At 63.2% G+C, this 21,936-nt stretch carries 22 protein-coding genes; 8 read left to right on the forward strand and 14 right to left on the reverse strand.

Translation table 11 applies throughout. The features are described from left to right. Positions 1-31 precede the first annotated feature (31 nt). The 5 genes from NKK52_RS21770 to NKK52_RS21790 all read right to left on the reverse strand — a co-directional run bounded on the left by NKK52_RS21770 (position 32) and on the right by NKK52_RS21790 (position 5,163). Positions 32-1,327: a flavin monoamine oxidase family protein gene (locus NKK52_RS21770; protein ID WP_023683950.1), complete on the reverse strand. Its 1,296-nt coding sequence runs from the start codon at positions 1,325-1,327 to the stop codon at positions 32-34. Beyond that, a complete protein-coding gene (locus tag NKK52_RS21775; RefSeq protein WP_023670074.1) occupies positions 1,324-2,400 on the reverse strand; it encodes an extracellular solute-binding protein in 1,077 nt (358 codons plus the stop codon). Before NKK52_RS21775 ends, NKK52_RS21770 begins: the two co-directional genes overlap by 4 nt. A 116-nt stretch (positions 2,401-2,516) precedes the next feature. Next, positions 2,517-3,599 (reverse strand): ABC transporter substrate-binding protein, encoded by a 1,083-nt coding sequence (locus tag NKK52_RS21780; RefSeq protein ID WP_023683951.1) that lies wholly within the window; start codon positions 3,597-3,599, stop codon positions 2,517-2,519. 58 nt (positions 3,600-3,657) lie between these two features. After that, the gene (gene betI, locus NKK52_RS21785) at positions 3,658-4,335 is read right to left on the reverse strand and encodes a transcriptional regulator BetI (protein WP_023683952.1); all 678 of its coding nucleotides are present in this window, start codon (positions 4,333-4,335) and stop codon (positions 3,658-3,660) included. Positions 4,336-4,362: 27 nt separating this feature from the next. Continuing rightward, the gene (locus tag NKK52_RS21790; RefSeq protein ID WP_023683953.1) at positions 4,363-5,163 is read right to left on the reverse strand and encodes a class I SAM-dependent methyltransferase; all 801 of its coding nucleotides are present in this window, start codon (positions 5,161-5,163) and stop codon (positions 4,363-4,365) included. Between the two features lie 201 nt (positions 5,164-5,364). On the opposite strand from NKK52_RS21790, the gene NKK52_RS21795 reads away from it, so the two are divergent. The 4 genes from NKK52_RS21795 to NKK52_RS21810 are packed head-to-tail and all read left to right on the forward strand — an operon-like array spanning position 5,365 to position 10,062. Beyond that, entirely contained in the window at positions 5,365-6,984 is a 1,620-nt protein-coding gene (locus NKK52_RS21795) for a phytoene desaturase family protein (protein WP_023683954.1), read from the forward strand. Beyond that, the gene (locus NKK52_RS21800) at positions 6,971-8,536 is read left to right on the forward strand and encodes a phytoene desaturase family protein (protein WP_352629798.1); all 1,566 of its coding nucleotides are present in this window, start codon (positions 6,971-6,973) and stop codon (positions 8,534-8,536) included. Before NKK52_RS21795 ends, NKK52_RS21800 begins: the two co-directional genes overlap by 14 nt. A 51-nt stretch (positions 8,537-8,587) precedes the next feature. After that, positions 8,588-9,814, forward strand: coding sequence for an aminomethyl transferase family protein (locus NKK52_RS21805; RefSeq protein WP_023683955.1), 1,227 nt, complete (start codon positions 8,588-8,590; stop codon positions 9,812-9,814). Between the two features lie 2 nt (positions 9,815-9,816). After that, the gene (locus tag NKK52_RS21810) at positions 9,817-10,062 is read left to right on the forward strand and encodes a hypothetical protein (RefSeq protein ID WP_023670081.1); all 246 of its coding nucleotides are present in this window, start codon (positions 9,817-9,819) and stop codon (positions 10,060-10,062) included. A 3-nt stretch (positions 10,063-10,065) separates the two neighbouring features. On the opposite strand, the gene NKK52_RS21815 is transcribed toward NKK52_RS21810, so the two are convergent. The 4 genes from NKK52_RS21815 to NKK52_RS21830 form a co-directional block, all read right to left on the reverse strand. Beyond that, positions 10,066-11,124: a dipeptidase gene (locus NKK52_RS21815; protein ID WP_023670082.1), complete on the reverse strand. Its 1,059-nt coding sequence runs from the start codon at positions 11,122-11,124 to the stop codon at positions 10,066-10,068. Positions 11,125-11,372: 248 nt separating this feature from the next. Further along, positions 11,373-11,672: a GNAT family N-acetyltransferase gene (locus NKK52_RS21820; protein ID WP_023683956.1), complete on the reverse strand. Its 300-nt coding sequence runs from the start codon at positions 11,670-11,672 to the stop codon at positions 11,373-11,375. Continuing rightward, the gene (locus tag NKK52_RS21825; protein WP_023683957.1) at positions 11,665-12,297 is read right to left on the reverse strand and encodes an alpha/beta hydrolase; all 633 of its coding nucleotides are present in this window, start codon (positions 12,295-12,297) and stop codon (positions 11,665-11,667) included. Before NKK52_RS21825 ends, NKK52_RS21820 begins: the two co-directional genes overlap by 8 nt. A 4-nt stretch (positions 12,298-12,301) precedes the next feature. Next, on the reverse strand, positions 12,302-13,234 hold the full coding sequence (locus NKK52_RS21830; RefSeq protein WP_023670085.1) for a VOC family protein: 933 nt from the start codon (positions 13,232-13,234) through the stop codon (positions 12,302-12,304). A gap of 217 nt (positions 13,235-13,451) precedes the next feature. Here NKK52_RS21830 and NKK52_RS21835 point away from each other — a divergent pair, with 217 nt between their 5' ends. After that, positions 13,452-14,990 (forward strand): alkaline phosphatase family protein, encoded by a 1,539-nt coding sequence (locus NKK52_RS21835; protein WP_031204126.1) that lies wholly within the window; start codon positions 13,452-13,454, stop codon positions 14,988-14,990. Between the two features lie 118 nt (positions 14,991-15,108). Here the strand turns inward: NKK52_RS21835 and NKK52_RS21840 are convergent, their stop codons facing one another. Beyond that, positions 15,109-16,413 carry a PRC-barrel domain-containing protein gene (locus tag NKK52_RS21840; protein ID WP_023683958.1) on the reverse strand — a complete coding sequence of 435 codons (1,305 nt, stop codon included), beginning with the start codon at positions 16,411-16,413 and terminating at the stop codon, positions 15,109-15,111. 257 nt (positions 16,414-16,670) lie between these two features. On the opposite strand from NKK52_RS21840, the gene NKK52_RS21845 reads away from it, so the two are divergent. Further along, complete coding sequence (locus NKK52_RS21845) at positions 16,671-17,591, forward strand: diacylglycerol/lipid kinase family protein (protein WP_023683959.1); 921 nt, start codon at positions 16,671-16,673, stop codon at positions 17,589-17,591. A gap of 26 nt (positions 17,592-17,617) precedes the next feature. On the opposite strand, the gene NKK52_RS21850 is transcribed toward NKK52_RS21845, so the two are convergent. Continuing rightward, positions 17,618-17,845, reverse strand: coding sequence for a hypothetical protein (locus NKK52_RS21850; RefSeq protein ID WP_023683960.1), 228 nt, complete (start codon positions 17,843-17,845; stop codon positions 17,618-17,620). A 115-nt stretch (positions 17,846-17,960) separates the two neighbouring features. Here NKK52_RS21850 and NKK52_RS21855 point away from each other — a divergent pair, with 115 nt between their 5' ends. After that, a complete protein-coding gene (locus NKK52_RS21855) occupies positions 17,961-19,535 on the forward strand; it encodes a sensor histidine kinase (protein WP_084627206.1) in 1,575 nt (524 codons plus the stop codon). 58 nt (positions 19,536-19,593) lie between these two features. On the opposite strand, the gene NKK52_RS21860 is transcribed toward NKK52_RS21855, so the two are convergent. The 3 genes from NKK52_RS21860 to NKK52_RS21870 all read right to left on the reverse strand — a co-directional run bounded on the left by NKK52_RS21860 (position 19,594) and on the right by NKK52_RS21870 (position 21,279). Continuing rightward, on the reverse strand, positions 19,594-20,055 hold the full coding sequence (locus NKK52_RS21860; protein WP_023683962.1) for a hypothetical protein: 462 nt from the start codon (positions 20,053-20,055) through the stop codon (positions 19,594-19,596). An 11-nt stretch (positions 20,056-20,066) separates the two neighbouring features. Next, complete coding sequence (locus NKK52_RS21865) at positions 20,067-20,393, reverse strand: ElaB/YgaM/YqjD family protein (RefSeq protein ID WP_023670092.1); 327 nt, start codon at positions 20,391-20,393, stop codon at positions 20,067-20,069. A 124-nt stretch (positions 20,394-20,517) separates the two neighbouring features. Next, on the reverse strand, positions 20,518-21,279 hold the full coding sequence (locus tag NKK52_RS21870; protein ID WP_023670093.1) for a Crp/Fnr family transcriptional regulator: 762 nt from the start codon (positions 21,277-21,279) through the stop codon (positions 20,518-20,520). A 339-nt stretch (positions 21,280-21,618) separates the two neighbouring features. Here NKK52_RS21870 and NKK52_RS21875 point away from each other — a divergent pair, with 339 nt between their 5' ends. After that, complete coding sequence (locus NKK52_RS21875) at positions 21,619-21,936, forward strand: response regulator (RefSeq protein ID WP_050485906.1); 318 nt, start codon at positions 21,619-21,621, stop codon at positions 21,934-21,936.

A 21,936-nucleotide genomic window follows, 5' to 3' on the forward strand; every position in this document is an offset into this window, starting at 1 on the left:
CGAAAAGTGGAAACCGGTTTTCGGAATAAGATCATGCTCCACTAAGAATTTTAAGTTCCGTCGCGATCTGTTTGGCTGCGATCCGCCCCATCACGATGGCGCCTTCGACATAACCCGGGAATGACGGCGACAGTTCCGACGATGCGAAATGAACAGGATCTGCGCCGGCACGGATCGTGCGCTCGGCATCCCTTGCCGTCACATCGACAATAAGGTCGCTGTAGGCGCCGCCGCTCCAGCGGTCATCGATCCAGTCGCGCTGGCTGAAATCGATAATATCGGCCGCCTCCGGGCCAAGGGCATCAACGAGCCTTGCCGTGACCTCCGCACGCAGCGCCGCGTCCGCGAGCGGACGCCAACGCAACGCCAGTGGTCCGCCGACGAAGACGACCAGCGCGGCATGTTGCGCATCCTTGCTGGCGTCACAGGCGAACAGGCCCGGCAGGTCGCGCCACATCACCATGCCGCACAGGTCGCGCTCGCGCCAGAACGGCGTGGGATAGCGCACCAGGATCTTGATCACCGCACCGCTTTCCCAGACGCCGAGCGCCTTTGCGAGAGCCGGCGGCAGAGCGGGCGCGAAATCCAGCTTCGCGGCCGTCGCCGGCGGCAGCGCGACCAGCACTTTTCGCGCTTCGATGGAGTTGCTCGCCGAGACGGCACGAACCCGTTGCGGCCCGTGCTCGATGCGCGTAACCGGTTCGTTCAGCCAAACCCTGTCGCCGAGATCTCCCGCCATGTCGTCGGCCAGCGACTGCATGGTTTCGAGCAGCGAATACTGCAGCTCCGGCACCTCGTTGGTGATGCGGCGGTCATTGTCGATGAGGTACCACAGCGGCACCTTGTGCATCGCCAAGCACCACAGGCCTTCGATCATCGAGCGGAAAGCCGTCTTGGCGTCAGTGGGATCATGCTGGCGTTCGAGCCAGGCGGCAGCGCTCATGCCGGCGATCGAGGGATCGTCCGGCTCGATCGCATTCATCCGCTCGCGGATTGCCATCGCGCCATGATAGGTCCGTTCGGCCTCTTCGACCGACAGCGATGGATGGGTGATGAAATCGCCATTCACATAGGTTTCGACGAAGGCCTTGCCACGGGACGCGGCCAGCGCCGTCACCTCCGGCATGTCTTCGCAGAAAAACTGGCCGCCGCTGTCGATGCGCTCGCCAAGCCCGTTGCGAATAGCCTCGACCCTGCCGCCGACGCGGTCGCGTGCCTCGAGCAGCACGACATTGATGCCGGCCTTTCTCAGCTCAAGCGCAGCCGACAGGCCGGTGAAACCGGCGCCGACGATGACGACATCGGTTCTTTCAGTCCTGTCGCTCAATAGCCGGCCTTGATCTTCTCGAATTCCGTGACCATGCGCTGCTTGAGCTCAGGCGGCACCGGCTGCTGGAACAGCGTCTTGTCCAAGAACTTGTCGAGATTGTCGAAGCCACGGTCGCTCAGCACCTGATGGTCGATCGCGGCCATCCCGGCGCTGTTGCCGTGGCCGTAGCCGAAGGTCTTGACCAAGTAATCGGACACGGCATGCGCGTTGACCGCACTGAGGAAATCATAGGCCTGATCGAGCTTGCCCGGCGCGTCCTTCATCAGCACATAGCCGCACACCCAGGTGGATATGCCTTCCCTGGTGTCGCGGTTCATGGCGATCGGCATGCCTTGGCCCTTGAGCGTCACGAAGGTCTCATTCCAGCCCCAGACGAGGTCGACCTCATTGCCGGTAAAGGCCTGGTTGAGGTCGGTGTCGTCGGTCCAGTAAAAGCGGATGTTCTTGTGGACGTCACGCAGGAAGGCGGACGCCTCCTGGAACTGCGCGTCGGTCATCTTGGTCCAGTCCTTGAGGCCGATGACCAGGCTGGCCAGCGCATAGGCGTCATCGACATTGTCGCCGATGGTGACGCGGCCCTTGAATTTGGGATCGGCGAAAATCTTCAGCGACTGCGCTTCCTCCGCCGTGACCTTGTCGGTGCGGTAGAGCAGCGAAGTGTTGCCCCAGTCGAACGGCATGAACCAGGCCTTGCCGTCGGCGGTGACGGCGAGATCCTTCATCGCCATGATGCCGGGATTGAGATCCTTCCAGCCGGCGATCCGGGAGGTGTCGAGCGGTTGCAGAATGCCGGCCGCGCGCCACTTGGTCACGCTTTGCGAGCAGGGGTGGGCGATGTCGGCCTTGAAGCCGGCGCGCATCTTCTGGAACGCTTCCTCCTCGTCGCCGAAGAAAGCAAAGGTCGGCTCGGCGCCGTATTTGGCGGTGTAGTCGGGGTGCAGCAACGGATCTTCATAGCCTGACCAGTCGAACACGACGAGGTCGCCGCCGCCTTCGGCATAAGCAAGCACGGCGCCGGCGCCGACTGTAAGAGCAGCGGCAAGGGCGAGGCGGCGAAGCATGGAATTCATGGCGCGAAACTCCTCATCGCGAAAAGCGGCCGGGCGACGTTACGGAATTTCAGCGGCCTTGGCGAGACCGTCTGCCCGGCGCACTGACAGGCAGACGGAGGAGGCCGGACAGAGCTTTAGTAGCCTGCCTTGATCTTCTCGAATTCGGCGATCATCTTGAGCTTGAGCGACGACGGCACGGGCGATTGGAACAGGGTCTTGTCGACGAATTTCTGCACGTCGTCATAGCCCTTTTCTTTCAGGATCGCCGGGTCGACGCCGGCCATGCCCTTGGCGTTGGCCTGGCCATAACCCCAGTCCTTGACCAGCACCTTGGCGGTCTCGGGATCGTTGATCGCGTTGAGGTAGTCATAGGCCTTGTCGACATTGCCGGGTGCGTCCTTGAACAGCACGTAGCCGCAGACCCAGGTCGAGATGCCTTCGTCCGTATCCTTCTTGGACTTGATCGGCACACCGGCAGCGACGGATTGTACCGTGGCATCGTTCCATGCCCAGGCGAGATCGACCTCGCCGCCGCTCAGCAACTGGACGACGTCCGTGGTATCGGTCCAGTAGGAGCGGACATTCTTGTGCACCTGGCGCAGGAAGTCGGACGCCTGCTTGAACTGGTCGTCCGTCATCTTGGTCCAGTCCTTGAGCCCCATGGCAAGGCTGGCCAGCGCATAGGCGTCGTCGACATTGTCGCCGATCGAGACCCGCCCCTTGAACTTGGGATCGGCGAAGGCCTTCAGCGACTGCACATCCTTCGCGTCGATCTTGTCGGAGTTGTAGGTGAGCTGGGTGTTGCCCCAGTCCCACGGCATGAACCAGGCCTTGCCGTCCGAAGTGGTGGCCAGATCCTTCATCGCCATGATGCCGGGATTGAGATCCTTCCAGCCGGTGATCTTCGAGGTGTCGAGCGGCTGCAGCAGCCCCGCCTCGCGCCACTTTGTCACGCTCTGCGAGCAGGGATGACCAAGATCGGCCTTGAAGCCGGAGCGCACTTTTTCGAAGGCTTCGTCCTCGTCGCCGAAGAAGGCGAAGGTCGGCGAGTCGCCGTTCTTCTCGACATATTTGGGGTGGAAGCTCGGGTCCTCATAGCCGGACCAGTCGAACACGATCAGGTCCTTGTCGGCGGCGACCGCAATCGCCGCGGCCGAACCAGCCAGCGTCGCCGTCAGCGCCAATGTCAGTGTCAGGCGTCGGGCTATTCTTTTCATGCTGTTCCATCCTCTTTGTTTCTGATTGTTCGCTCCGGCTTGGATCCGCCGGTTGTTGTCAACGTCCGCTGTCCGGCGGGTAGTGCTTCGGAAAGGCGGCCGACAGGAATTCGTTTGCCGCCTGTAGCGCGCTCTCACGGGTGACGTCCTCGGTCCCCATCATCAGCCGCAGCCACAAGCCCTCCAGCATGGCGCTGAGCGCGAGCGCCATGACCTGCGGCTCATAGCCATAACCACCGCCCTGCTTGAGCGTGGCACAGAGGTCGATGAAGATCTTCTGGTAGGCCGCGTCGCGCGCGCCGCACAGCGCCTGGTAGGTCGGCCGCGACTTGGCCTCGCCCCAGAACGCGCACCACGCCGCGAGCTTGCGCTTGTTGCAGATCGAACGGTCGAAATCGGCGGCGACCAGCGCCCGCAGCTGCCGGGCTGGATCCTTGCCGGCCTTGGTCAGCGCGACGCGCCAATGCGCCGCATATTCGTCGGCCATATAGGCCAGGGTGGCGACGAGCAGCTTCTCCTTGCTCTCGAAATGGAAGTTGACGATGCCGCGCGACAGGCCGGCGCCGTCAGCGACATCGGCCATCGTCGTTTCCGAATAACCGCGCTTGGCCAGCGAATCGATGGTCGCTTCGATCAGCTGCTGTTGCCTGACCTCCTTCGACGCCTTGCGGCCGCGTTTTTCCGGTTCGGTTTTTCCAGACGTGTCGGAGGATCGCTCTTCGCGCGCAGCTTTCATCGGTGCCGTCATGCTCCACATTGCCGGCTATCCCACCACAGCCGGCTTCCACCCGCGAAGATGAGTGGGACGGTGCTCGCCACTGTCAAGCACCTTCTGCATGGCCTCCCAGGTTCGTATGTTCTTGTCGACATAGGCCGCTCCGACCGCGGCTGCCGCCGTCTGGTAGAGCGGGCCTTTCAGCCTTTCCAGCTCGCCGCGTGCGACCTCGCGATACCAAGAATTGCGGTCCTTCACAGTGACATCGGCAAAGCCGGCGCTGCGCATCGCTTGCGCATAGCGTGCCGGCGAGGCCATGGCGAAGGACAGGCCTTCGGCCGCGACATAGGCCTTCATCTCAGATGACGGCTCGCCGTCATGGCCGATCAGCCAGTCGGAGGCGGCAAGGACGCCGCCCGGCTTCAGCACGCGAAAGATTTCGGCAAACAGCGCGTCCTTGTCGGGCACGTGCACCAGCGCATCCTTGGAGAAGACGACATCGAACGAAGCGTCGGCAAAAGGCAGCGGCCCCGGCGGCGCCTGGACGAAGCTGGCGCGGTCTGAAAGCCCTCGTGCAGCGGCATGCTTTCTGGCCGCCTCGATCACCGGCCGCTCGATGTCAAAGCCGGTGGCATGAGCGGCACCGTGGCGCTCGACCAGATGCAGCGCGATGCCGCCGGAGCCGCAGCCTATGTCGAGGATCGTCTTGCCCCTGAGCGACAGCCCTTCGACCACCCGGTCGACCTCGTCTGGTCCGCCCGGCGACAGATAGCCCTCGCCCCACAGCGCCTCGAGGAAGCGGATCGCGGCGTCGTCATATTCCGGCTCGCCATCTGCCGTTTCGATCATCAGACCTTAAGTCCCGTCAGCCGAATTGCGCAGGTTCGAATGCCGGCAAAGCGTAGCGTATTAACAGGAAAACGCAATATCATTTGTTGAACATTCATTCAGAATGGCTGGACAGAATAGCCGCTGCCGTGCCAAATTCCGCGCGTTCGGCGACAAATCACGCGAAAATGAAGGGTCGAGCACCATGAAGGCTGGGCGCGAATGAAAGCTTGGGATGCGATCGTCATCGGCGGCGGACACAACGGCCTGGTCAACGCCTGCTATTTGCAACGCGCCGGGCTCGACGTGCTGGTGGTGGAAAAGAACGACTGGGTCGGCGGCGCCGCCACCAGCCGCGAGCTGACGCCGGGCTTCCTCTACTCCAACTGCTCCTATGTCTGCTCGCTGTTTCGCCCCGAGATCATGCGCGACCTCGAACTGCCGCGTTTCGGCTTGCAGGTTATTTCCTATGAAGGCGGCGCCGTGTTCACCCGCGACGGCGACTACCTCGCCAACTACCGTGACCACGATGCGCACCGGCGCGAATTCGCCCGCTTCTCCAGGCGCGACGCGGAGGCCTATGACCGCTATTCGCGCGACGTGACGCGGCAGTGCCGTTTCATCCAGCCGCTGCTGATGCGCACCGCACCGGACCCGGCCAGTCTGAAGCCGCGCGACCTCGGAGAGCTTCTCTATCTCGGCAGGAAATTCGTCGGCCTGTCATCAGAAGAAATGGCGCTGACGCTGCGCTTCTGGACCATGTCGATCTCGGAATTCCTCGACGAATATTTCGAGACCGATGTCATCAAGGCGAACTTCGCTTTGTCCGGCATTATCGGTACCGCGCTCGGGCCGATGTCGCCCGGCACAGCCTACGTGCTGCTGCACCATTATATGGGTGAGGTCGACGGCTCGGTCGGCGCCTGGGGCTATGCGCGCGGCGGCATGGGCGCCGTCACCAAGGCGCTCGCCGCTTCATTCAAGGCGTCCGGCGGCGCTATCCGCACCGGCGCCGAGGTCGACCATGTGCTGGTGAGCCGAGGCAAGGCCAAGGGCGTGGTGCTGGCCGGCGGCGAGGAGGTCTACGGCAAGCTCGTCGTCTCCAACGCCGACGTCAAACGCACATTCCTGAAACTGGTCGAGGAGAAGGAACTGCCCGACATTTTCCTGCGGCGGGTCAGGAACTTCAAGATCCGCGGCTCCTCCGGCAAGGTCAACATCGCGCTGGATTCTCTGCCGGAATTCCCGGCACTGCCGAAGGATTCACCCGTTTATCGCGGCGACATGCATTTCACCGATTCCATGGAGCGCATGGAGCGCGCCTATGACGACTGGAAGGCCGGTCGCTGGTCGGCCGACCCATTCCTCGACATGGTCATCCCAACGACGCTCGACCCGACCATGGCGCCGCCGGGCAAGCATTTCATGAGCTGCTTCGTGCAGTACGCACCGCCCAAGGTGAACGGCCGCGACTGGACCGATGCCGACCGCGACGGTTTCGCCGAAAGCGTAGTTGCGCAGATCGCCGAATACTCGCCAGGCTTCCGCGACCGCATCGTCCATATGGAGGTGCGCACGCCGCGCGAGATCGAAGCCGAGGTCGGCCTCACCGAAGGCAACATTTTCCAGGGCGAGCTGACCTTCGACCAGCTGCTGTTCAACCGCCCGGTGCCGGGCTACGCACAATACCGCTCGCCGGTCGGCGGGCTCTATATGTGCGGCTCCTCGACACATCCCGGCGGCGGCGTCATGGGCGCACCCGGCCGCAATGCGGCAGCCGAGATCCTGCGCGACCTCGCCAAATCGACCTCCCATATGAGCCCGGCCCATGACGTCATTTGATGCCATCATCATAGGCGGCGGCCATAACGGCCTTGTCGCTGCCGCCACTCTGGCGAAAGCCGGCCGCAAGGTGCTGGTGCTGGAAGCGGCCGGCGATGTCGGCGGCGCGGCGCGCACCGAAGAGTTTGCGCCAGGTTTTCGGGTCTCCTCGATCGCGCATGTGCTGAACCGCCTGCACCCCGACGTGGTGAAGACATTGGAGCTGGAGAAACACGGGCTGCAGGTCACCCGCGCAGACTTCATTCCGTCGGTCGCCTTGGCGAGGGACGGCCCGCCGCTTGTCCTGCATGGCGCCTATGGCGAAGTGCTGACCGGCTCCACTCCGTCCGAGCAGTCCGCCTGGAAGGAATTGCGCGCGCAACTCATGCGCTATGCCGGCATCCTGAAACCGTTCCTGTCGCGGCGCCCGCCCGATCTCGGTGGCATGTCGCTGCTTGAAACCGCAGCGCTCGGCCAGACGGCCGTGGCGCTGAAAAAGCTCGGCAAGGAAGACATGCGCGACTTCCTGCGCGTTCTCCTGATGAACGTCGCCGACCTGCTCGACGAGCAGCTTGCCGATATCAGGCTGAAGGGCCTGCTTGCCTTCGACGCCACGCTTGGTAGCCACCTCGGCCCGCGTTCGCCGACCTCCCTGCTCGGCCTCTACTATCGGCTGGCCGGCGAGACCGGCGGCAAAACCGGCGCGCAGATGCTGCCGAAAGGTGGGATGGGTGCAGTCGTCGCCACGATCCGCGCGGCGGCGGAGAAAGCCGGCGTCACCGTCCGCACGGCAGCGCCCGCGGCCAGGATAGTCGTCGAGAAAGGCCGCGCCCTCGGCGTGACGCTCGACGGCGGCGAGGTGCTTCACGCCAGAACGATCGTTTCCGCCATCAACCCGGCGACCACAATGCTCGATCTCGTCGGCCCGCGCGAGATCGACACGGGTTTCGTGCGCAAGGTAAAGAACATCCGCATGAGGGGCGACGCGGCGAAGCTCCATCTGGCGCTCGATCGGCCACCGCAATTTTCCGGCGTCGACGCCGATAATCACAAGGGCCGTCTGGTTATCGCGCCCTCGCCCGACCATGTCGAGCGCGCCTTCAACCCGTCGAAATATGGCGAGTTCTCAGCCGAACCGGTGATGGAGATCACACTGCCGTCGCTCTCCGACCCGTCGCTCGCGCCAAGCGGCGCCTGTGTACTGTCGGCTGTCGTGCAATACGCGCCTTATGCGCTGAAAGAGGGTTGGGACGCCGGCAAGCCGAAATTCCTCAGAGCTGTTATGGCGCAACTCGAAGCCTACGCCCCCGGTATCGGCAAGTCCGTGCTGCATGCCGAGCTTTTGACGCCAGCCGATATCGAAGCCAACTACCGCATGCCGGGGGGCCATTGGCACCACGGCGAATTGCAGGCCGACCAGATGTTGATGTCGCGGCCGGTCTCCGGCTGGTCGGGCTACGACACGCCGATCGAGGGGCTGTTCCTGGCCGGCGCCGGTTCGCATCCAGGCGGCGGCGTTTCGGGTGCTCCCGGTTTGAATGCGGCGCGGCGCATCATCGCGATGAAGGGATGATCGGATGTTTCAGCCAGTCAACGCCGCACTCTACGGCGAAGGAATGCCGTCATGACGAGTCCGATCAACAACGCCGCCCGCACCACAGCGCAGTCGCATTTCCGCACACTGCGTCTCGGCACGCCGTTCCAGCCGCGCATCGATGCGCTGGCCAAAACTCAGGACTGGTACAATTGGGCCGGCTATCGCGCGCCGCATTCGCTGTGGGACGAGGAACTCGAATATTTCGCCATCCGCAGCCAGGCGGCTTTGTTCGACATCTCGCCGATGACCAAATACCGCATCGAGGGGCCGGATGCCGAAGCCTTCCTCGATCGCGTCACGCTGCGCGACGTCGCCAAGCTCAAACCGGGCCGCGTCCACTACACCGCATGGTGCGACGACGAAGGTTTTGTCCTCGATGACGGCACGCTGTTCCGGCTGTCGCCGACGCGCTTCCGCCTGTGTTCGCAGGAACGGCACCTGCCCTTGCTGCTCGACAGCGCCATCGGTTTCGAAGTGACCGTCGAAGAAGAGACTGAAAGCGTCGCTGGTCTCGCTCTGCAAGGCCCAACCTCCTTCGCCGTGCTGCACGAGGCCGGCTTTGCCGGCGTTGAAAAACTCAAAGTGTTCGATCTCGCCGAGTTCCCGCATGACGGTAGCACCGTCACCGTCTCACGCACCGGCTTCACCGGCGATCTCGGCTACGAACTGTTCGTGCCGGCCGAAAAAGCGCTTAGCCTCTGGGACCGCCTGATGACGGCAGGCGAACTGCGCGGCATCCGCGCCATCGGCTACGCCGCCCTCAACCGCGCCCGGCTGGAAGCCGGCCTGATCGTCGCCAATGCCGACTTCACCACCGCAGACCATGCCATCCGCGCCGACCGTCTGCGCATGCCAGACGAGATCGGTCTCGGCTTTATGGTCGACCTGGGAAAAGGCCATTTCAATGGCCGCCGCGCCATGCTCGAAGCGCGCGCCAAACGCAAGCTGCGCCATGTGCTGGTCGGGCTGGAGATCGAAGGCAACATCCCGGCCGAACACGCCATCGTCTATCACAAGAAGCATCAGGAGGTCGGGCTGGTCAGCGCCGCCATGTGGTCGCCGATGGCCAAGCGCAATATCGCCATCGCCTCGCTGACGCGTCCCTATGGTCATAGGATGGTCGAAGACCTCTGGGTCGAGATCTACGCAATGCGCGAGTTGCAGTACCAGAAGCTGATGAAGCGGGCCAAGGTGGTGGCCCGTCCCTTCATCAAGCTCGACCGCCGCACCGCCAATCCGCCGGCGGATTTCTGATCATGGCCAACGAACCGGATGATGAGGCGGAAGCCGCCGAACAGTGGCAGCTGGTCAACACGCCGCTCGGCGAAAAATGGTCGGGTCGCGCCCGCTATGCCGCCGCCATGTACTTCTACAAGCGCGGCGAAATGAGCGCCGAGACGCTCGAAGTCTACCGCATCTGCGCGCGGCTGGACTGGGAGAACCCGCTGCCGATGATCAGGGATCGCGGCGGCCAGGATTGGCTGAAGCGCATGGGCGCTTAAGCCTCAGCCTATGGTTCTTTCGAGAACGCTCAGCCAGTTGCGATAGGCGATCTTCTCGATCAACGCGCGTCCGAAACCGCGCGCGGCCAGCGCATCTATCAGCTTCGGCAGACCGGCAACGTCGCCGATGACCGCCGGGATCATGGCGCCGTCGAAATCGGAGCCGAGACCGACGCCGTCCTCGCCCAGCGCCTGCAGCAGCGAGTCGACATGGCGCACCATGATGTCGAGGCTGGTGTCCGAGTTCATCCGTCCGTCTTCGCGCAGGAAGCCGGTGGCGAAGTTGAGCCCGACCATGCCGCCGGTCTCGCGGATAGCGCCGAGCTGCCAGTCCGTCAGGTTGCGCGAATGGGTGCACAGCGCATGCACGTTCGAATGGGTGGCGACCAGCGGCGCATCGCTGAGTGCGGCGACATCGCGAAAGCCCTTTTCGTTGAGATGCGACAGGTCGATCATGATCTTGAGCTGATTGCAGGCCTTGACCAGCGCCTTGCCGGCATCGGTCAGCCCCGGTCCGGTATCGGGCGACGACGGAAAGCGGAACGGGACGCCATGGCCGAAGGCGTTGGGTCGGCTCCAGACAATGCCGAGCGAGCGCAGGCCGGCTTCGTAGAGCACGTCGAGCAAGGTAAGTTCGGGATCGATCGCCTCGACGCCTTCAATATGAAACACCGCCGCGATCGAACCTTTTGCCATCGCCTCGCGAATGTCACCGGCACTGCGGCAGACGGTCAGCGCGCCCGCGCGCTCCAGCCGAAACAGGATCGAGGCCATGCCGATGGTGGAATTGAGCGCATCAGCGCGTGGCAGTTCCGGCGGCAATGGCTCATTGTCGCTCGGCGCCGGCGGCACCGCAGAGCGTTTGCTCTTCTCGACCGGCGGTGGAAAGATCGCGAACATGCCGCCGGCAAAGCCGCCCTTCTTGGCGCGCGGCAGATCTATATGACCGCCCTGCGTCCCCTCGATGAACAGCTTTTCGACGTCTGTGTCTTTCGACTGGTACAGTCGCAGCAGCGTGTCGTTGTGGCCGTCGAAGACGGGGACGAGATCGGGTTCGGTCATCAGGAAGCCATTCGGTCAATTGGCAGGAGCGGACGAACCGCGGCGAACTGTGTACTTAGGCAAGAAGGCCGAACTGCGCAAATGCCAGAGAGGCGTTCGCTCTTGTGGCTGAGCGACTCCGACCACCTGCCGGGTCCCCGCTGCTTCGCAGCGTCCCGGCGTTCGCCGGCCTTCATCGTGCCACTGGCACGATGAATTCGCCTTCGGCGACCGGCAACTCACCCCACAAGGGGAGAAGGGAAAAAGGTCTATTGCTTCAGCACATCCGCCCATTCCGGATGGCGGCGGAACTGGGCGTTGGCGAAGGGGCAGAGCGGGATGATCTTCTTGCCCACTGCCCGCGCGTCCTCGACGGCGCGTGTGACAAGCCGAAGGCCGGCGCCCTGGCCGCGAAACACGTCCGGCACTTCGGTGTGATCGATGATGATCTGGTGCTCGCCGACCTTGGTGAAGGTCATTTCCGCCTCGGCGCCGCCGGGTCCGCGCAGCACATAACGTCCCTTCGAGCCGCGGTCCTCGAGTTCGATCTCAGGCAATTCGTCAGGCATCGCTTGCTCCTTCAACCGGCGCATCGGCAAAAAGCCGCCTCGCCGCTTCGATCTCGTTTGGTCGAATTTCGTGGCCGCCATCGTGCCACTCCACTGTGACATCGGCGCCATTGGCGCGCAAATAGGCCTCCAGCCGGGATGTCAGGTTGGGCGGGCAGATCGGGTCGCGCTTGCCGGCGGTGACCAGGATGCGGCGTCCGGCAAGGCTGCCCTGCACCTGCGGTTCGAACGGGATCAGCGGGTGCATCAGCACCGCCGCATCGAACAGCTCGGGCGCGGCGAACATTACGGACGCCAGGATGTTGGCGCCGTTGGAATAGCCGAGACCCAAGACCGAAGATGGCCTTGCCGCTGCCACCTGCGCCTTGATGAAACCGGCCATCTTGGCGGTCGCCCGCGCGAGGTCGTCCATGTCGTAGACGCCCTCGCCGGTGCGGCGGAAGAAACGCGCCGCACCATGCTCGGAAACATCGCCGCGCGGCGATACGATCGTCGCCTGTGGCGCGAGGTCGCGCCCGAGCGACAGCAGCTGGCTCTCGTCCGCGCCGGTGCCGTGAAAGACGAAGAGCAGCGGGCCGCCGGGCGAACCCGGCAGCGCCTTATGGATGTAAGCTTCCTTGCTCATCGTCTCAGCCTTCCAGCTTCTGCAGATGCTCTTCAAGATAGGGCCGCAGATGCTGGTGCTGCGTCGGCAGTTTCAGGGCTTCGCCGAGATGGGCGGTGTCCTCGTCGCGGTCGAAGCCCGGCTCATTGGTGGCGACTTCGAACAGCACGCCGCCCGGCGTTCGGAAGTAGATCGCCCAGAAATAGTCGCGGTCGATCACCGGCGTCACGCCATAACCCGTATCGATCAGCGCCTTGCGCACTTCGAGCTGCTGGGCGCGGTTCTCCACCGCGAAGGCGACATGGTGGACCGAGCCGGCGCCGAGATTGGCAAAGCCCGCGGTAGGCAGCGATTCGATATCGACGACATCAGCGCCGTTGCCGTTCTTGATGGCGAGCCGGCTGACACTGCCGGACTTGTCCACTTGCTCATAGCCCATGAACTTCAACAGCTCTTCCGTGGCGCCACCATCCTTCAATCTGAGCGAGACCGAGTGGAAGCCGCGTATCGCCTCATCAGCGGGAATGCCGCCTTTCAACCATGGCGCGCGGCTGTCCGCCTTGTCTTCGACCAGCGCGAAACCGTCGCCGTCGGGACCGGCGAAGGCCAGCCGCTTCTCGCCGAACGTCTCTTCGCGGGAGACACCCGCAACGCCTTCATCGGCGAAGCGCTTTTCCCAATAGCCGAGCGTGCCGGCCGGCACCGAATAGGCCGTGGTACCGACCTCGCCGACGCCGTGGCGGCCCCTGGCAATGTCCGGGAACGGAAAATAGGTCATCACCGAGCCGGGCGTACCGTGCTCGTCACCATAATAGAGGTGATAGACATCTGGCGCGTCGAAGTTGACGGTCTTCTTGACCCGGCGCAGGCCGAGCTTGTGCGTGAAGAAATCATTGTTCTGGCGCGCATCGCCGGCCATCGACGTGACGTGATGCAGGCCCTTGATCTGGTCGAGCATTGTCTTGCTCCTTCCCTTCGGTTTGCGGCCCTTGCCGCTGTCCACGCCTATATGAGGGGCCGCCCGGCAATGGCAAAGGCGGCAATCTCAGAATGGACTGTATCCCAATAGTGAACAGCAGGAAATTTTCGTTCACCATTTAAGCAAGACCGACAGGCTTGCGCTGCCGCCAAATTCCGGTTCATTGAACGTCTTCCCGACGTGACAGGATAGAGCATTGGCCGCGAAAAGCAGACGCCCGAACATCCTATTGATCTCCTGCGACCAATGGCGGGGCGATTGCCTGTCGGCTGCCGGCCATGCCGTGGTGAAGACGCCGAATGCCGATGCGCTCGCCGCCGAAGGCGTCCTTTTCATGCGGCATTACGGCGGCGCGGCGCCCTGCTCGCCGGCCCGCGCGTGCCTCTACACCGGCCTCTACCAGATGAACAATCGCGTCTGCCGCAACGGCACGCCGCTCGACGCCCGCCACGGCAACATGGCGCTTTCGGCCCGCGCCCTCGGCTATGATCCGACTTTGTTCGGCTACACCGACGTCTCGCCCGATCCGCGCACGATGGCGCCGGGCGATCCCCGGCTGAAAAGCTATGAGGGCGTGCTGCCCGGCTTCAGCGTTCGCCAGTTCCTGCCTGAGCATCAGAAACCATGGCTGTCATGGCTGAAGGCACGTGGCGTCGACACCAGCGCGGGCTCTCCCGGCATTCACCGCCCCGTGGGCGGGGAAGCGGGCGACGCCGTGACCAGCGCGCCGCCTGTCTATTCCAGGGACGAGACGCCGACCGCTTTTCTTGCCGGCGAATTCATTCGCTGGCTGGACGAACAGGATTCGCCATGGTTCGCGCATGTCTCCTTCATCAGCCCGCATCCGCCCTTTGTCGTACCGCGGCCCTACAACACGCTGTATGATCCGGCGGACGGACCGCCCTTCCGCCATGTCGAGACTTGGCAGGCCGAGGCGCAAAGGCATCCCTATCTGGCTTACGACCTTGGTCGCCAGAAGCGGAGAAGCTTCCGCCCCGGCACCGACGGCCACGTGCGCGACTGGGGCGACGACAACATCCGGGCCATCCGCGCGATCTATTACGGCATGATCTCGGAGGTCGACGCGCAGCTTGGCCGCATCTGGCAAGCGATCAAGACGGCGAATGCATGGGATGACACCATCATCGTGCTGACTTCGGACCACGCCGAGATGATGGGCGACCATTTCATGCTGGGCAAAGGCGGCTTCTTCGACGGCAGCTATCACATCCCATTGATCGTGCGCGACCCGCGTCACGGCAATGCAGCCGGCTCGACCGTCAACCACTTCACCGAGGCCGTCGACATCTTCCCGACCTTGCTCGATCTGCTGGACGCCGACGCCCAGCTGCATCTCGACGGCCGCTCGCTAAAACCGTTCCTGCAAGATGAACCGCCTAAGAATTGGCGCGACGCGGCGCATTGGGAGTTCGACTTCCGCTCGATTGCCAGCGGTGAGGCCGAACGGCATTTCGGCATCGGCTCGCGCCAGTGCAACCTCGCCGTCATCCGTACGGAAAAATTCAAATACGTGCATTTCGGCGGCGGCCTGCCGCCGCTGCTCTTCGACATGCAGAAGGATCCGGGCGAACTGGCCAACGTTGCCGCCGACCCGGCCTATCTCAGCGTGCGGCTTGAATTTGCCGAGCGACTGCTTGCCTGGCGCGCCGAGCATCTTGACCAGTCCTTGGCGCTTGCAGAGCTGACGGACGAAGGGGTGGTGGATATGTGGTAGGCAGTAGGCAGTAGGCAGTAGGCAGTAGGCAGTAGGCAGTAGGCAGTAGAATGTTCTGGCGGCCTGATTGCCTCGTCACTCGGTTTCGCCTACTGCCCAATCCCTACTGCCTATTCCCTTACTGTACCATCATCCGCTGCTGGTCGCGCTTCTCGGCATAGCTGCCCTTGTCATACGCAGCCTGCGCCTGCAGCTGCTCCTTGGTGAAATTGGTGTAGAGATATTTGTTGCCGTCCTTGTCGGTCATGAATTTGAGCTTGTCCATGCCGACCGCGACCTCCTTGGCGCCGATGCCTAGAAAGCCGCCGACATCGATGATGACGGCATCCGGCTTGCTGTCGGGCGTGAGCACGACGTCGCCGATCTCGCCGACCTTGGCGTCGTTGGCGCCATAGACGGTGGTGCCCTTCAGGTCGTCGCCTCTGATGTTGCCGACCGGCATTTCGGTCAGTGTCGACTTGTCGATCGCTGCCGTTTGCGTCGGATCGGTGGCTTTTGTACCGGCCGGAGCTTCCGCGGTCTTGTCCGCTGGCTGAGCATTGTCAGCCGGTGCAACGGCCGTCGGGCCAGCGGGAGCAGTCGGCTGCGTTGCGTCGGAGGTTGTCGTCACCGGCGCCGGATCATAGGGCTTGCGGTCGAAATCAGGCTGCGCCTGCAGTTCCTCCTTGGTCGTCTGCGCCACCAGCCAGCGATCGCCGTTCTTTTCGGCCCACCGTGCCTTGGCGAAATCATAGGTGACGTTCTTTTCACCCATGCCGAGGAAGCCGCCGACGCCGATCACCAGCGACTGCGCCTTGCCATCCTTGGTCAGCACGATGTCGTTGACGTCGCCGATATTCTGGGCATCGTCGCCAGTGCCATTGTAGACATTCTCGCCGATGATGTTGGTTGCGAGATTGCCGTCAGCGCGTTTCACCGCCGGTTCTGACGGCGCGGCGTTGAGATCAACCGGCTTCTGCGGGTCGTTCTGCGCCGTGGAAGCAGGCGCCGGGGCCGGATCGTAAGGCTTACGGTCGAAGTCGGGCAGCGCCGTCAACGCTTCTTTCGTCGTCTCGGCGACGAGCCAGCGATCACCATTCCTCTCGACCCATTGCAACTTGCCGTAGTCGAAGGCGACGTTCTTGCTGCCTATGCCGAGGAAGCCGCCAACGCCGATAATGGCGGATTTCGCCTGGCCGTTTTCATCGAGGACGACGTCGCTGACGTCACCGATCTTCTGCGCATCGTCGCCAGTGCCATTGTAGACAGACTCGCCAATGATATTGGTCATCAGCGCGCCGTCGGCCTGTTGCGGCGCCGGCGCGATGGTAGCAGGGGCTTCAGCCGGCGCTGGGGTCGTCGCCGGGGTCGTCGTTGACTGCGCAAACGCACCGGTAGCGATCAGCGTTGCCAGTGCGGTCGTCGCGAACAGTGTGCGGATCATGATTAAGTCTCCTCTTGCGTGATCTCATGTGCGCCGCAATCGGCAAACCACTTGCCGGGAGACCGAAGGCGGCGCCTCCAATGGGATCACAACGTTGTGACAAGGCGCTTGTTCCGAAAAAACGGGAGCATCGAAATACCCTGGCAAGTCCGCGGAATCGCCCGACATTCCCACCCGGCCGATGGAACCTTTCCCAAGCTTGCCCGTTTCAGCCTGCGGCTGGCATTCCGGCCGCTAAAAAGAATACGGAGTGGGGCATGCGATTTGCAGCGGTGCTGAACCGGGACGGCGGCACCTTGCGGACCACCGATCTTTCCGCGCTAACCGACCGCATGCGCCAGACGCTTGAGACGGCTGGTCACTCCATCGATATCGACATCGTCGCCGGCAAGGAGATTGTCGCGGCGCTCGACAAGGTCGCCGCGCGACGCGACATCGACGTCGTGCTGGCCGGTGGCGGCGACGGCACCATTTCGGCCGCCGCGGGGCGGCTGATGAATGGCAAGAAGGCGCTGGCCGTCCTGCCTGCAGGAACCATGAACCTGTTCGCCCGCGGCCTTGGAATTCCGCAGACCATCGATGGCGCGCTGAAGTCCTTTGCCGACGGCGAGATCATGGCGGTTGATATCGCGAGCGCGAATGGCCGGCCGTTCGTGCATCAGTTCTCGATCGGCCTGCACGCCAGGATGGTGAAGCTGCGCGACAATATGGAATTCGCCTCGCGCCTGGGAAAGATTCGCGCTTCGGCCAAGGCCGCCTGGACTACGATCAACAATCCTCCCGCCATGAAGGTGACATTGACGGTCGGCGAAGCCGAGATCGTGACCCGCATCAGCGGCATCGGCATTTCCAACAATCTGTTTGGCGAAGGCCATCTGCCTTATGCCGACAATCCTGCCGGCGGCGTGCTCGGCATCTATGTCACCGTGGCGCGGCAGCGTGGCGAGCTGGTCAGGGCGCTCTTCGACATGGCTCGAGGCAGGTGGCGCGACAGCGATCATGTCGAAACTCATCAGGCCGACAAGGCAATCGTGAAGATCCATACAGGGAGCAAGAAATTCGGCGCCGTCATCGACGGCGAACTGGTCAAGCTGGAGCGCGAAACGACAATCCAGATCCACCCTGGCGCACTGAACGTCCTGGTTCCGGCGCAAGCCGCCCAGGCGAAGGCCGCCTGATGCGATTACGAATGACTCGGAAAACCCTAGCCGCCCGACTGCCCCTCGCCGGCTGGCGCGCTCTGGTTGGCCGGCGCGCTCTGGCCGGTGGGCTGCCCCTGGCTTTCAGGGGTATCTGGATCGATCTTTTGGCCATAAATCTCGGCCGCTCCCCAAGCAATGAAAGCCAGGAGCAAAGCGGCGACCAATATGCGCAGGCCGTGCCAACCCCACCGCCCCTGACGGGCTTTGTTTTCAGGGGCGATCTTGGTCATTGGCGGCGTTCCTATCGCGCAACCGGGATGGTGGATAAAACCATCGCCGGCGAAACATGGTGGGGTAACGATTGCTTGCTACAAAAGTTCCGGCGCGCGACGACGGCCGCGCGAGATGCGCGCCGCCGCAGGTGGGGCCTGCAAGCGAGGGGGCTTGGTGGATAGCAAGGTGGCGAAGCAGGCTGGTTTGCCGGTTGAGGTCCGCCGCGCCGTGGCGGCGCCGGAGCGGCTTGCCGTACTGCATAGGCTTGACGCGATCGACACCGACTCCGATCCCGACTTCGATCGCATCACCGGCCTTGCCGCAGCCGTGATGCAGGCGCCGATCGCGCTCGTCACGCTGCTCGACACCGAACGACAGTGGTTCAAATCCTGTGTCGGCTTCAACGAGACCGAAACCGCGACCGACATATCGTTCTGCGCCCATACCATTGCCGCCGGCGACGAGCCCATGGTGGTGCCGGATGCCAGCATCGACCCTCGCTTCTCCCGCAACCCACTGGTCACCGGCGAACACCATGTCCGCTTTTATGTCGGCGCGCCGATGGTGGTCGCCGGCGCGCGCGTCGGTACGGTGTGCGTATTCGACCGGGAGCCGCATGAACTTCCGTCCGCTGCCGCGCTCGATCATTTGAAATCGCTGGCCAGCCTCGCCGCCAGCCTGTTTACCCTCAAGGACGCCACCCGCAGCGGCGCCATTGCCACGGCTGCTTTGGCGCAGGAGGAAAAGCGCCGAGCCATAGCGCTCGATGCCGCCTCGCTCGCCAGTTGGGCCTGGGATATCCGCACCGACATGATCGAATGCGACGTGCGTTTGTCGGAGCTGTTCAACCTGCCGCGTTCGAACCGGCTGCGGGCGCGCGACATTTTGGCCGCCATCGACCCGCGCGACGTCTACCAGACCGAGACGCGCTTTCGCGATGCCCTGACCGGCAGCGACGACTATTTCGGCGAATACCGGGTCAAAGGCTTCGATCCGCCGCGCTGGATAGTCACCCGCGGCCGCGTCATCGAGCGCGACGGCGAAGGCAAGCCGACGCTTATCTTTGGCGTCAACTACGACATCTCGGAACGCAAGCTCGGCGAGGACCGGCAAAGGCTGCTGCTGCGCGAGCTCAACCATCGGGTCAAGAACACGCTGGCGACGGTGCAGGCGCTGGCGACGCAGACCGTTCGCCACGCTCGCCGCCCAAGCGAATTCCTGGAAGCCTTCGGCGCCAGGCTGCAGGCGCTGGGCGCTGCCCATAACCTGCTGTCGGATCGCGAATGGCGCGGCATCGGTATTCGCGAACTGATGCAGATCGAGGTCAAGCCGTTCGATTCGGCAGAACGGCCGCGCATCGTGATCTCCGGTCCGGAGCTGCTGCTTTCGCCCGACCAGGCGGTGGGGCTCGGCCTGATCATGCACGAACTGGCCAGCAACGCGCTGCAATACGGATCGCTGTCGGTTGGCTCGGGGAAGGTCGATGTCGACTGGAAGGCGGCGGGCAAGAAAGGCGCGCACCGCCTTGTGCTGACCTGGATCGAAAGCGGCGGGCCGAAAGTCGACCCGCCGGAACGCCAGGGCTTCGGCTCTATCCTGATCCGCCGCAGCCTCGCCAAGGTTTTGTCGAGCGAAGTGACCCACGAATTCCGCAGCGAAGGCGTGTTCGCCGAAATATCGATGCCGCTTGAAGATCTGCCGGCTTAAAGCAATTTCAGAAGTGCGAAGCGGTTTTCCCGGGAACAGCGTGTCAGCGCGACGCGCTTTAGTCGGCTTCGCTGTCTGGATCGCCCGGATCCGGTTTGACGTTCTCGCGGTAGATGGCATAGGCCGCGAGCGCGATCATCGGGCCGAGAATGACGCCCTTCCCGCCTTTCCCCTTGAGCAAGGCCGGCAGCACGGCAAGCGCCGCGGTGATACCGAGCGCCTTCAGGTCGGCATTGCGCCTTCGCGCACGTCGGCGTGCACGCGTTCCAGCCGCAAGTTGATGAATGAGCACGATAAGCCCGGCCAGTACCAGGAAACCAGCGGCGAAGCCAAGACAGGCGGCCATCGAGCCATAACGGTCAGCCGCCCAGATGTAGGCCGCCCCCAGGAGAAACCCGAGGCCGCACAGGGCAGCCACGGCGGCGAGCCCGTAGACGATTGCCGCCGTGCGCGCGCGGCGCATGGCGGCAATGGCTTCACCCGAGGCCAAGGCCGAGATAAGCGGTGCCAGCATGCCCATCTCTGTCGAAACTAGCGCCGGGCAAGAAGCGCAAACAGGAAGCCGACGCCGGCCGCGATCGCCAGTGAAGTGACCGGCTTCTCGCGCACATTGGCCGTGATCTGGGCCTCAAGATCCTTGGCGTTGCCACGCAGGCTGTCGAAGACGGCTTCACCCTGGGCGCGCAACTGGTCGACGCCTTCGGCAGCAGCGCGCCGCGCCGTGCCGTAACCATGTTCGCCGGTCTTGGCCAATTGCTTGGTCAACTTTTCGATATCCGCCTTCAACTGCCGAATGTCGGCTTCCAGGTCGGCGTTCGTCTGACTTTCGTTGGCGGTTTTTCCTGCGGCAGTTGCCATTCTAAACTCCTTGCGTTTGCTTGGCTTCAAACGCCCGACACACGTCATGGTTCCGAAATCGGAGACCGTATCCATGAAAGGGTGTTTGCAAGTGCGAGTCCAGCCCCAGATGGAGGCCTGCCTGTCAGATCAGCGGCCGACGGCCTTCGCTTAGGCCCTCCCAGCGCGCGAGATCCTTCAGCCCCTCCCCGTCGATCACTTCGCAACCGCCGTCGCGCCAGGCGATCAGCTTGCGATCGATGAGCTTGCGGATCGTCTTGTTGGTGTGGACCAGCGACAGGCCGAGCGTATCGGCGACATGCTGCTGGGTAATCGGGATTTGCACCGGCGCCTTGCCGTTGAGCCCGACTGCCGCCGCGCGGCTGGCGATGAAGGCAATGAGATAGGCGGTGCGCTCGACCGCCGTACGCCGGCCGACGCTGAGCAGGTTCTCGTCCAGCATGCGCTCCTCGCGCGACGCCAGCCAGGTAATGTCGTAGGCAAGGCCCGGATGGTTGCGGTAGAGCTCGTGCAGGTTTTCACGCTCGAAGACGCACAACAGCATGGGCGACAGCGCCTCGACCGAGTGCTGCATTTCGCCCATCAGGCTGCCCTGCAGCCCGATAAGATCGCCGGGCATGGAGTAGTTCAGGATCTGGCGCCTGCCGTCCGACAATAGTTTGTAGCGGAAGGCCCAGCCCGAAAGCACGGTGTAGAGATGAGCACTTTGGCTGCCTTCGACCAGCACTGTGGCGCCCTTGTCGACGGCCAGTTCGCCCTTCTTGAACATGCTGACATAGGCAAGCTCCTGCTTCTCGAATTCCCGGAACACCGGCAATGGCCGAAGCGGGCAGATCTCGCATGGGTACTGACGGCTGGAAAACGAACGACCATTCTGGCCAGACATTTCGATCCCTCTTTCGAACGTCTCTTGCCAGAGACTGAGTGCTACGCTTTTGCAAGGCCGCGGTTCCGCTGCCGATGGCATGTCTTTTTTAAATGACAGGATGGCAAATAGCGATCATGACTCGCTACACTCCACTGAGGCGAATTCGAAGCCCGCTTGTGGAGTAGAGCCGGTGGGCGAACTTTTCGGATTAAGGCCTGACCGATCCCCCAAGGTCCGCGATGCGGTTGACTGGAGTCACTGTACCCGATGCTGCAAGAATTGAGGAGAGATTGCCAAGTGCCGCCATTGCTTGAGGGATTGCGAATTCTTGTCTTGGAGGATGAATTCCTGATCGCCATGGATGTCGAGCAGCTTTGCCGCGACCATGGCGCGAACGACGTAGTGATTGCCCGCGCTCTGGCCGAGATCGATGAGCAGAAGGTCGTTGGCGAGTTCGACGCCGCTATCGTGGACCTCATGCTGGGCGGAACGTCCACACTCGATTTTGCCGCGCGGTTGCGCCAATCGGGCCTGCCGTTTGTCTTTGCCTCCGGCTATTCGGACCCCGATGAGATCAAAGGGTCTTTTCCCGGCATCCGCCTGGTCACCAAGCCCTATTCGGGGACCGATCTCGTCGAGGCTCTGGCGGCGGCCTGCGGCCGCGCGCCAGTCTGA

It is taken from the genome of Mesorhizobium sp. C277A (assembly GCF_040324395.1).
Taxonomy (GTDB): domain Bacteria; phylum Pseudomonadota; class Alphaproteobacteria; order Rhizobiales; family Rhizobiaceae; genus Mesorhizobium.

Bases quoted from the DNA above. Each gene is read 5' to 3' on its own strand.
- NKK52_RS21870 (WP_023670093.1), bottom strand. From the start codon at position 21,279: ATGTCTGGCCAGAATGGTCGTTCGTTTTCCAGCCGTCAGTACCCATGC.
- NKK52_RS21815 (WP_023670082.1), bottom strand. From the start codon at position 11,124: ATGACCGAACCCGATCTCGTCCCCGTCTTCGACGGCCACAACGACACG.
- NKK52_RS21790 (WP_023683953.1), bottom strand. From the start codon at position 5,163: ATGATCGAAACGGCAGATGGCGAGCCGGAATATGACGACGCCGCGATC.
- NKK52_RS21820 (WP_023683956.1), bottom strand. From the start codon at position 11,672: ATGCCTGACGAATTGCCTGAGATCGAACTCGAGGACCGCGGCTCGAAG.
- NKK52_RS21855 (WP_084627206.1), top strand. From the start codon at position 17,961: ATGCGCGCCGCCGCAGGTGGGGCCTGCAAGCGAGGGGGCTTGGTGGAT.
- NKK52_RS21775 (WP_023670074.1), bottom strand. From the start codon at position 2,400: ATGAATTCCATGCTTCGCCGCCTCGCCCTTGCCGCTGCTCTTACAGTC.
- NKK52_RS21795 (WP_023683954.1), top strand. From the start codon at position 5,365: ATGAAAGCTTGGGATGCGATCGTCATCGGCGGCGGACACAACGGCCTG.
- NKK52_RS21825 (WP_023683957.1), bottom strand. From the start codon at position 12,297: ATGAGCAAGGAAGCTTACATCCATAAGGCGCTGCCGGGTTCGCCCGGC.
- NKK52_RS21780 (WP_023683951.1), bottom strand. From the start codon at position 3,599: ATGAAAAGAATAGCCCGACGCCTGACACTGACATTGGCGCTGACGGCG.
- NKK52_RS21860 (WP_023683962.1), bottom strand. From the start codon at position 20,055: ATGGGCATGCTGGCACCGCTTATCTCGGCCTTGGCCTCGGGTGAAGCC.
- NKK52_RS21805 (WP_023683955.1), top strand. From the start codon at position 8,588: ATGACGAGTCCGATCAACAACGCCGCCCGCACCACAGCGCAGTCGCAT.
- NKK52_RS21850 (WP_023683960.1), bottom strand. From the start codon at position 17,845: ATGACCAAGATCGCCCCTGAAAACAAAGCCCGTCAGGGGCGGTGGGGT.
- NKK52_RS21800 (WP_352629798.1), top strand. From the start codon at position 6,971: ATGACGTCATTTGATGCCATCATCATAGGCGGCGGCCATAACGGCCTT.
- NKK52_RS21810 (WP_023670081.1), top strand. From the start codon at position 9,817: ATGGCCAACGAACCGGATGATGAGGCGGAAGCCGCCGAACAGTGGCAG.
- NKK52_RS21830 (WP_023670085.1), bottom strand. From the start codon at position 13,234: ATGCTCGACCAGATCAAGGGCCTGCATCACGTCACGTCGATGGCCGGC.
- betI (WP_023683952.1), bottom strand. From the start codon at position 4,335: ATGAAAGCTGCGCGCGAAGAGCGATCCTCCGACACGTCTGGAAAAACC.
- NKK52_RS21865 (WP_023670092.1), bottom strand. From the start codon at position 20,393: ATGGCAACTGCCGCAGGAAAAACCGCCAACGAAAGTCAGACGAACGCC.
- NKK52_RS21875 (WP_050485906.1), top strand. From the start codon at position 21,619: ATGGATGTCGAGCAGCTTTGCCGCGACCATGGCGCGAACGACGTAGTG.
- NKK52_RS21845 (WP_023683959.1), top strand. From the start codon at position 16,671: ATGCGATTTGCAGCGGTGCTGAACCGGGACGGCGGCACCTTGCGGACC.
- NKK52_RS21840 (WP_023683958.1), bottom strand. From the start codon at position 16,413: ATGATCCGCACACTGTTCGCGACGACCGCACTGGCAACGCTGATCGCT.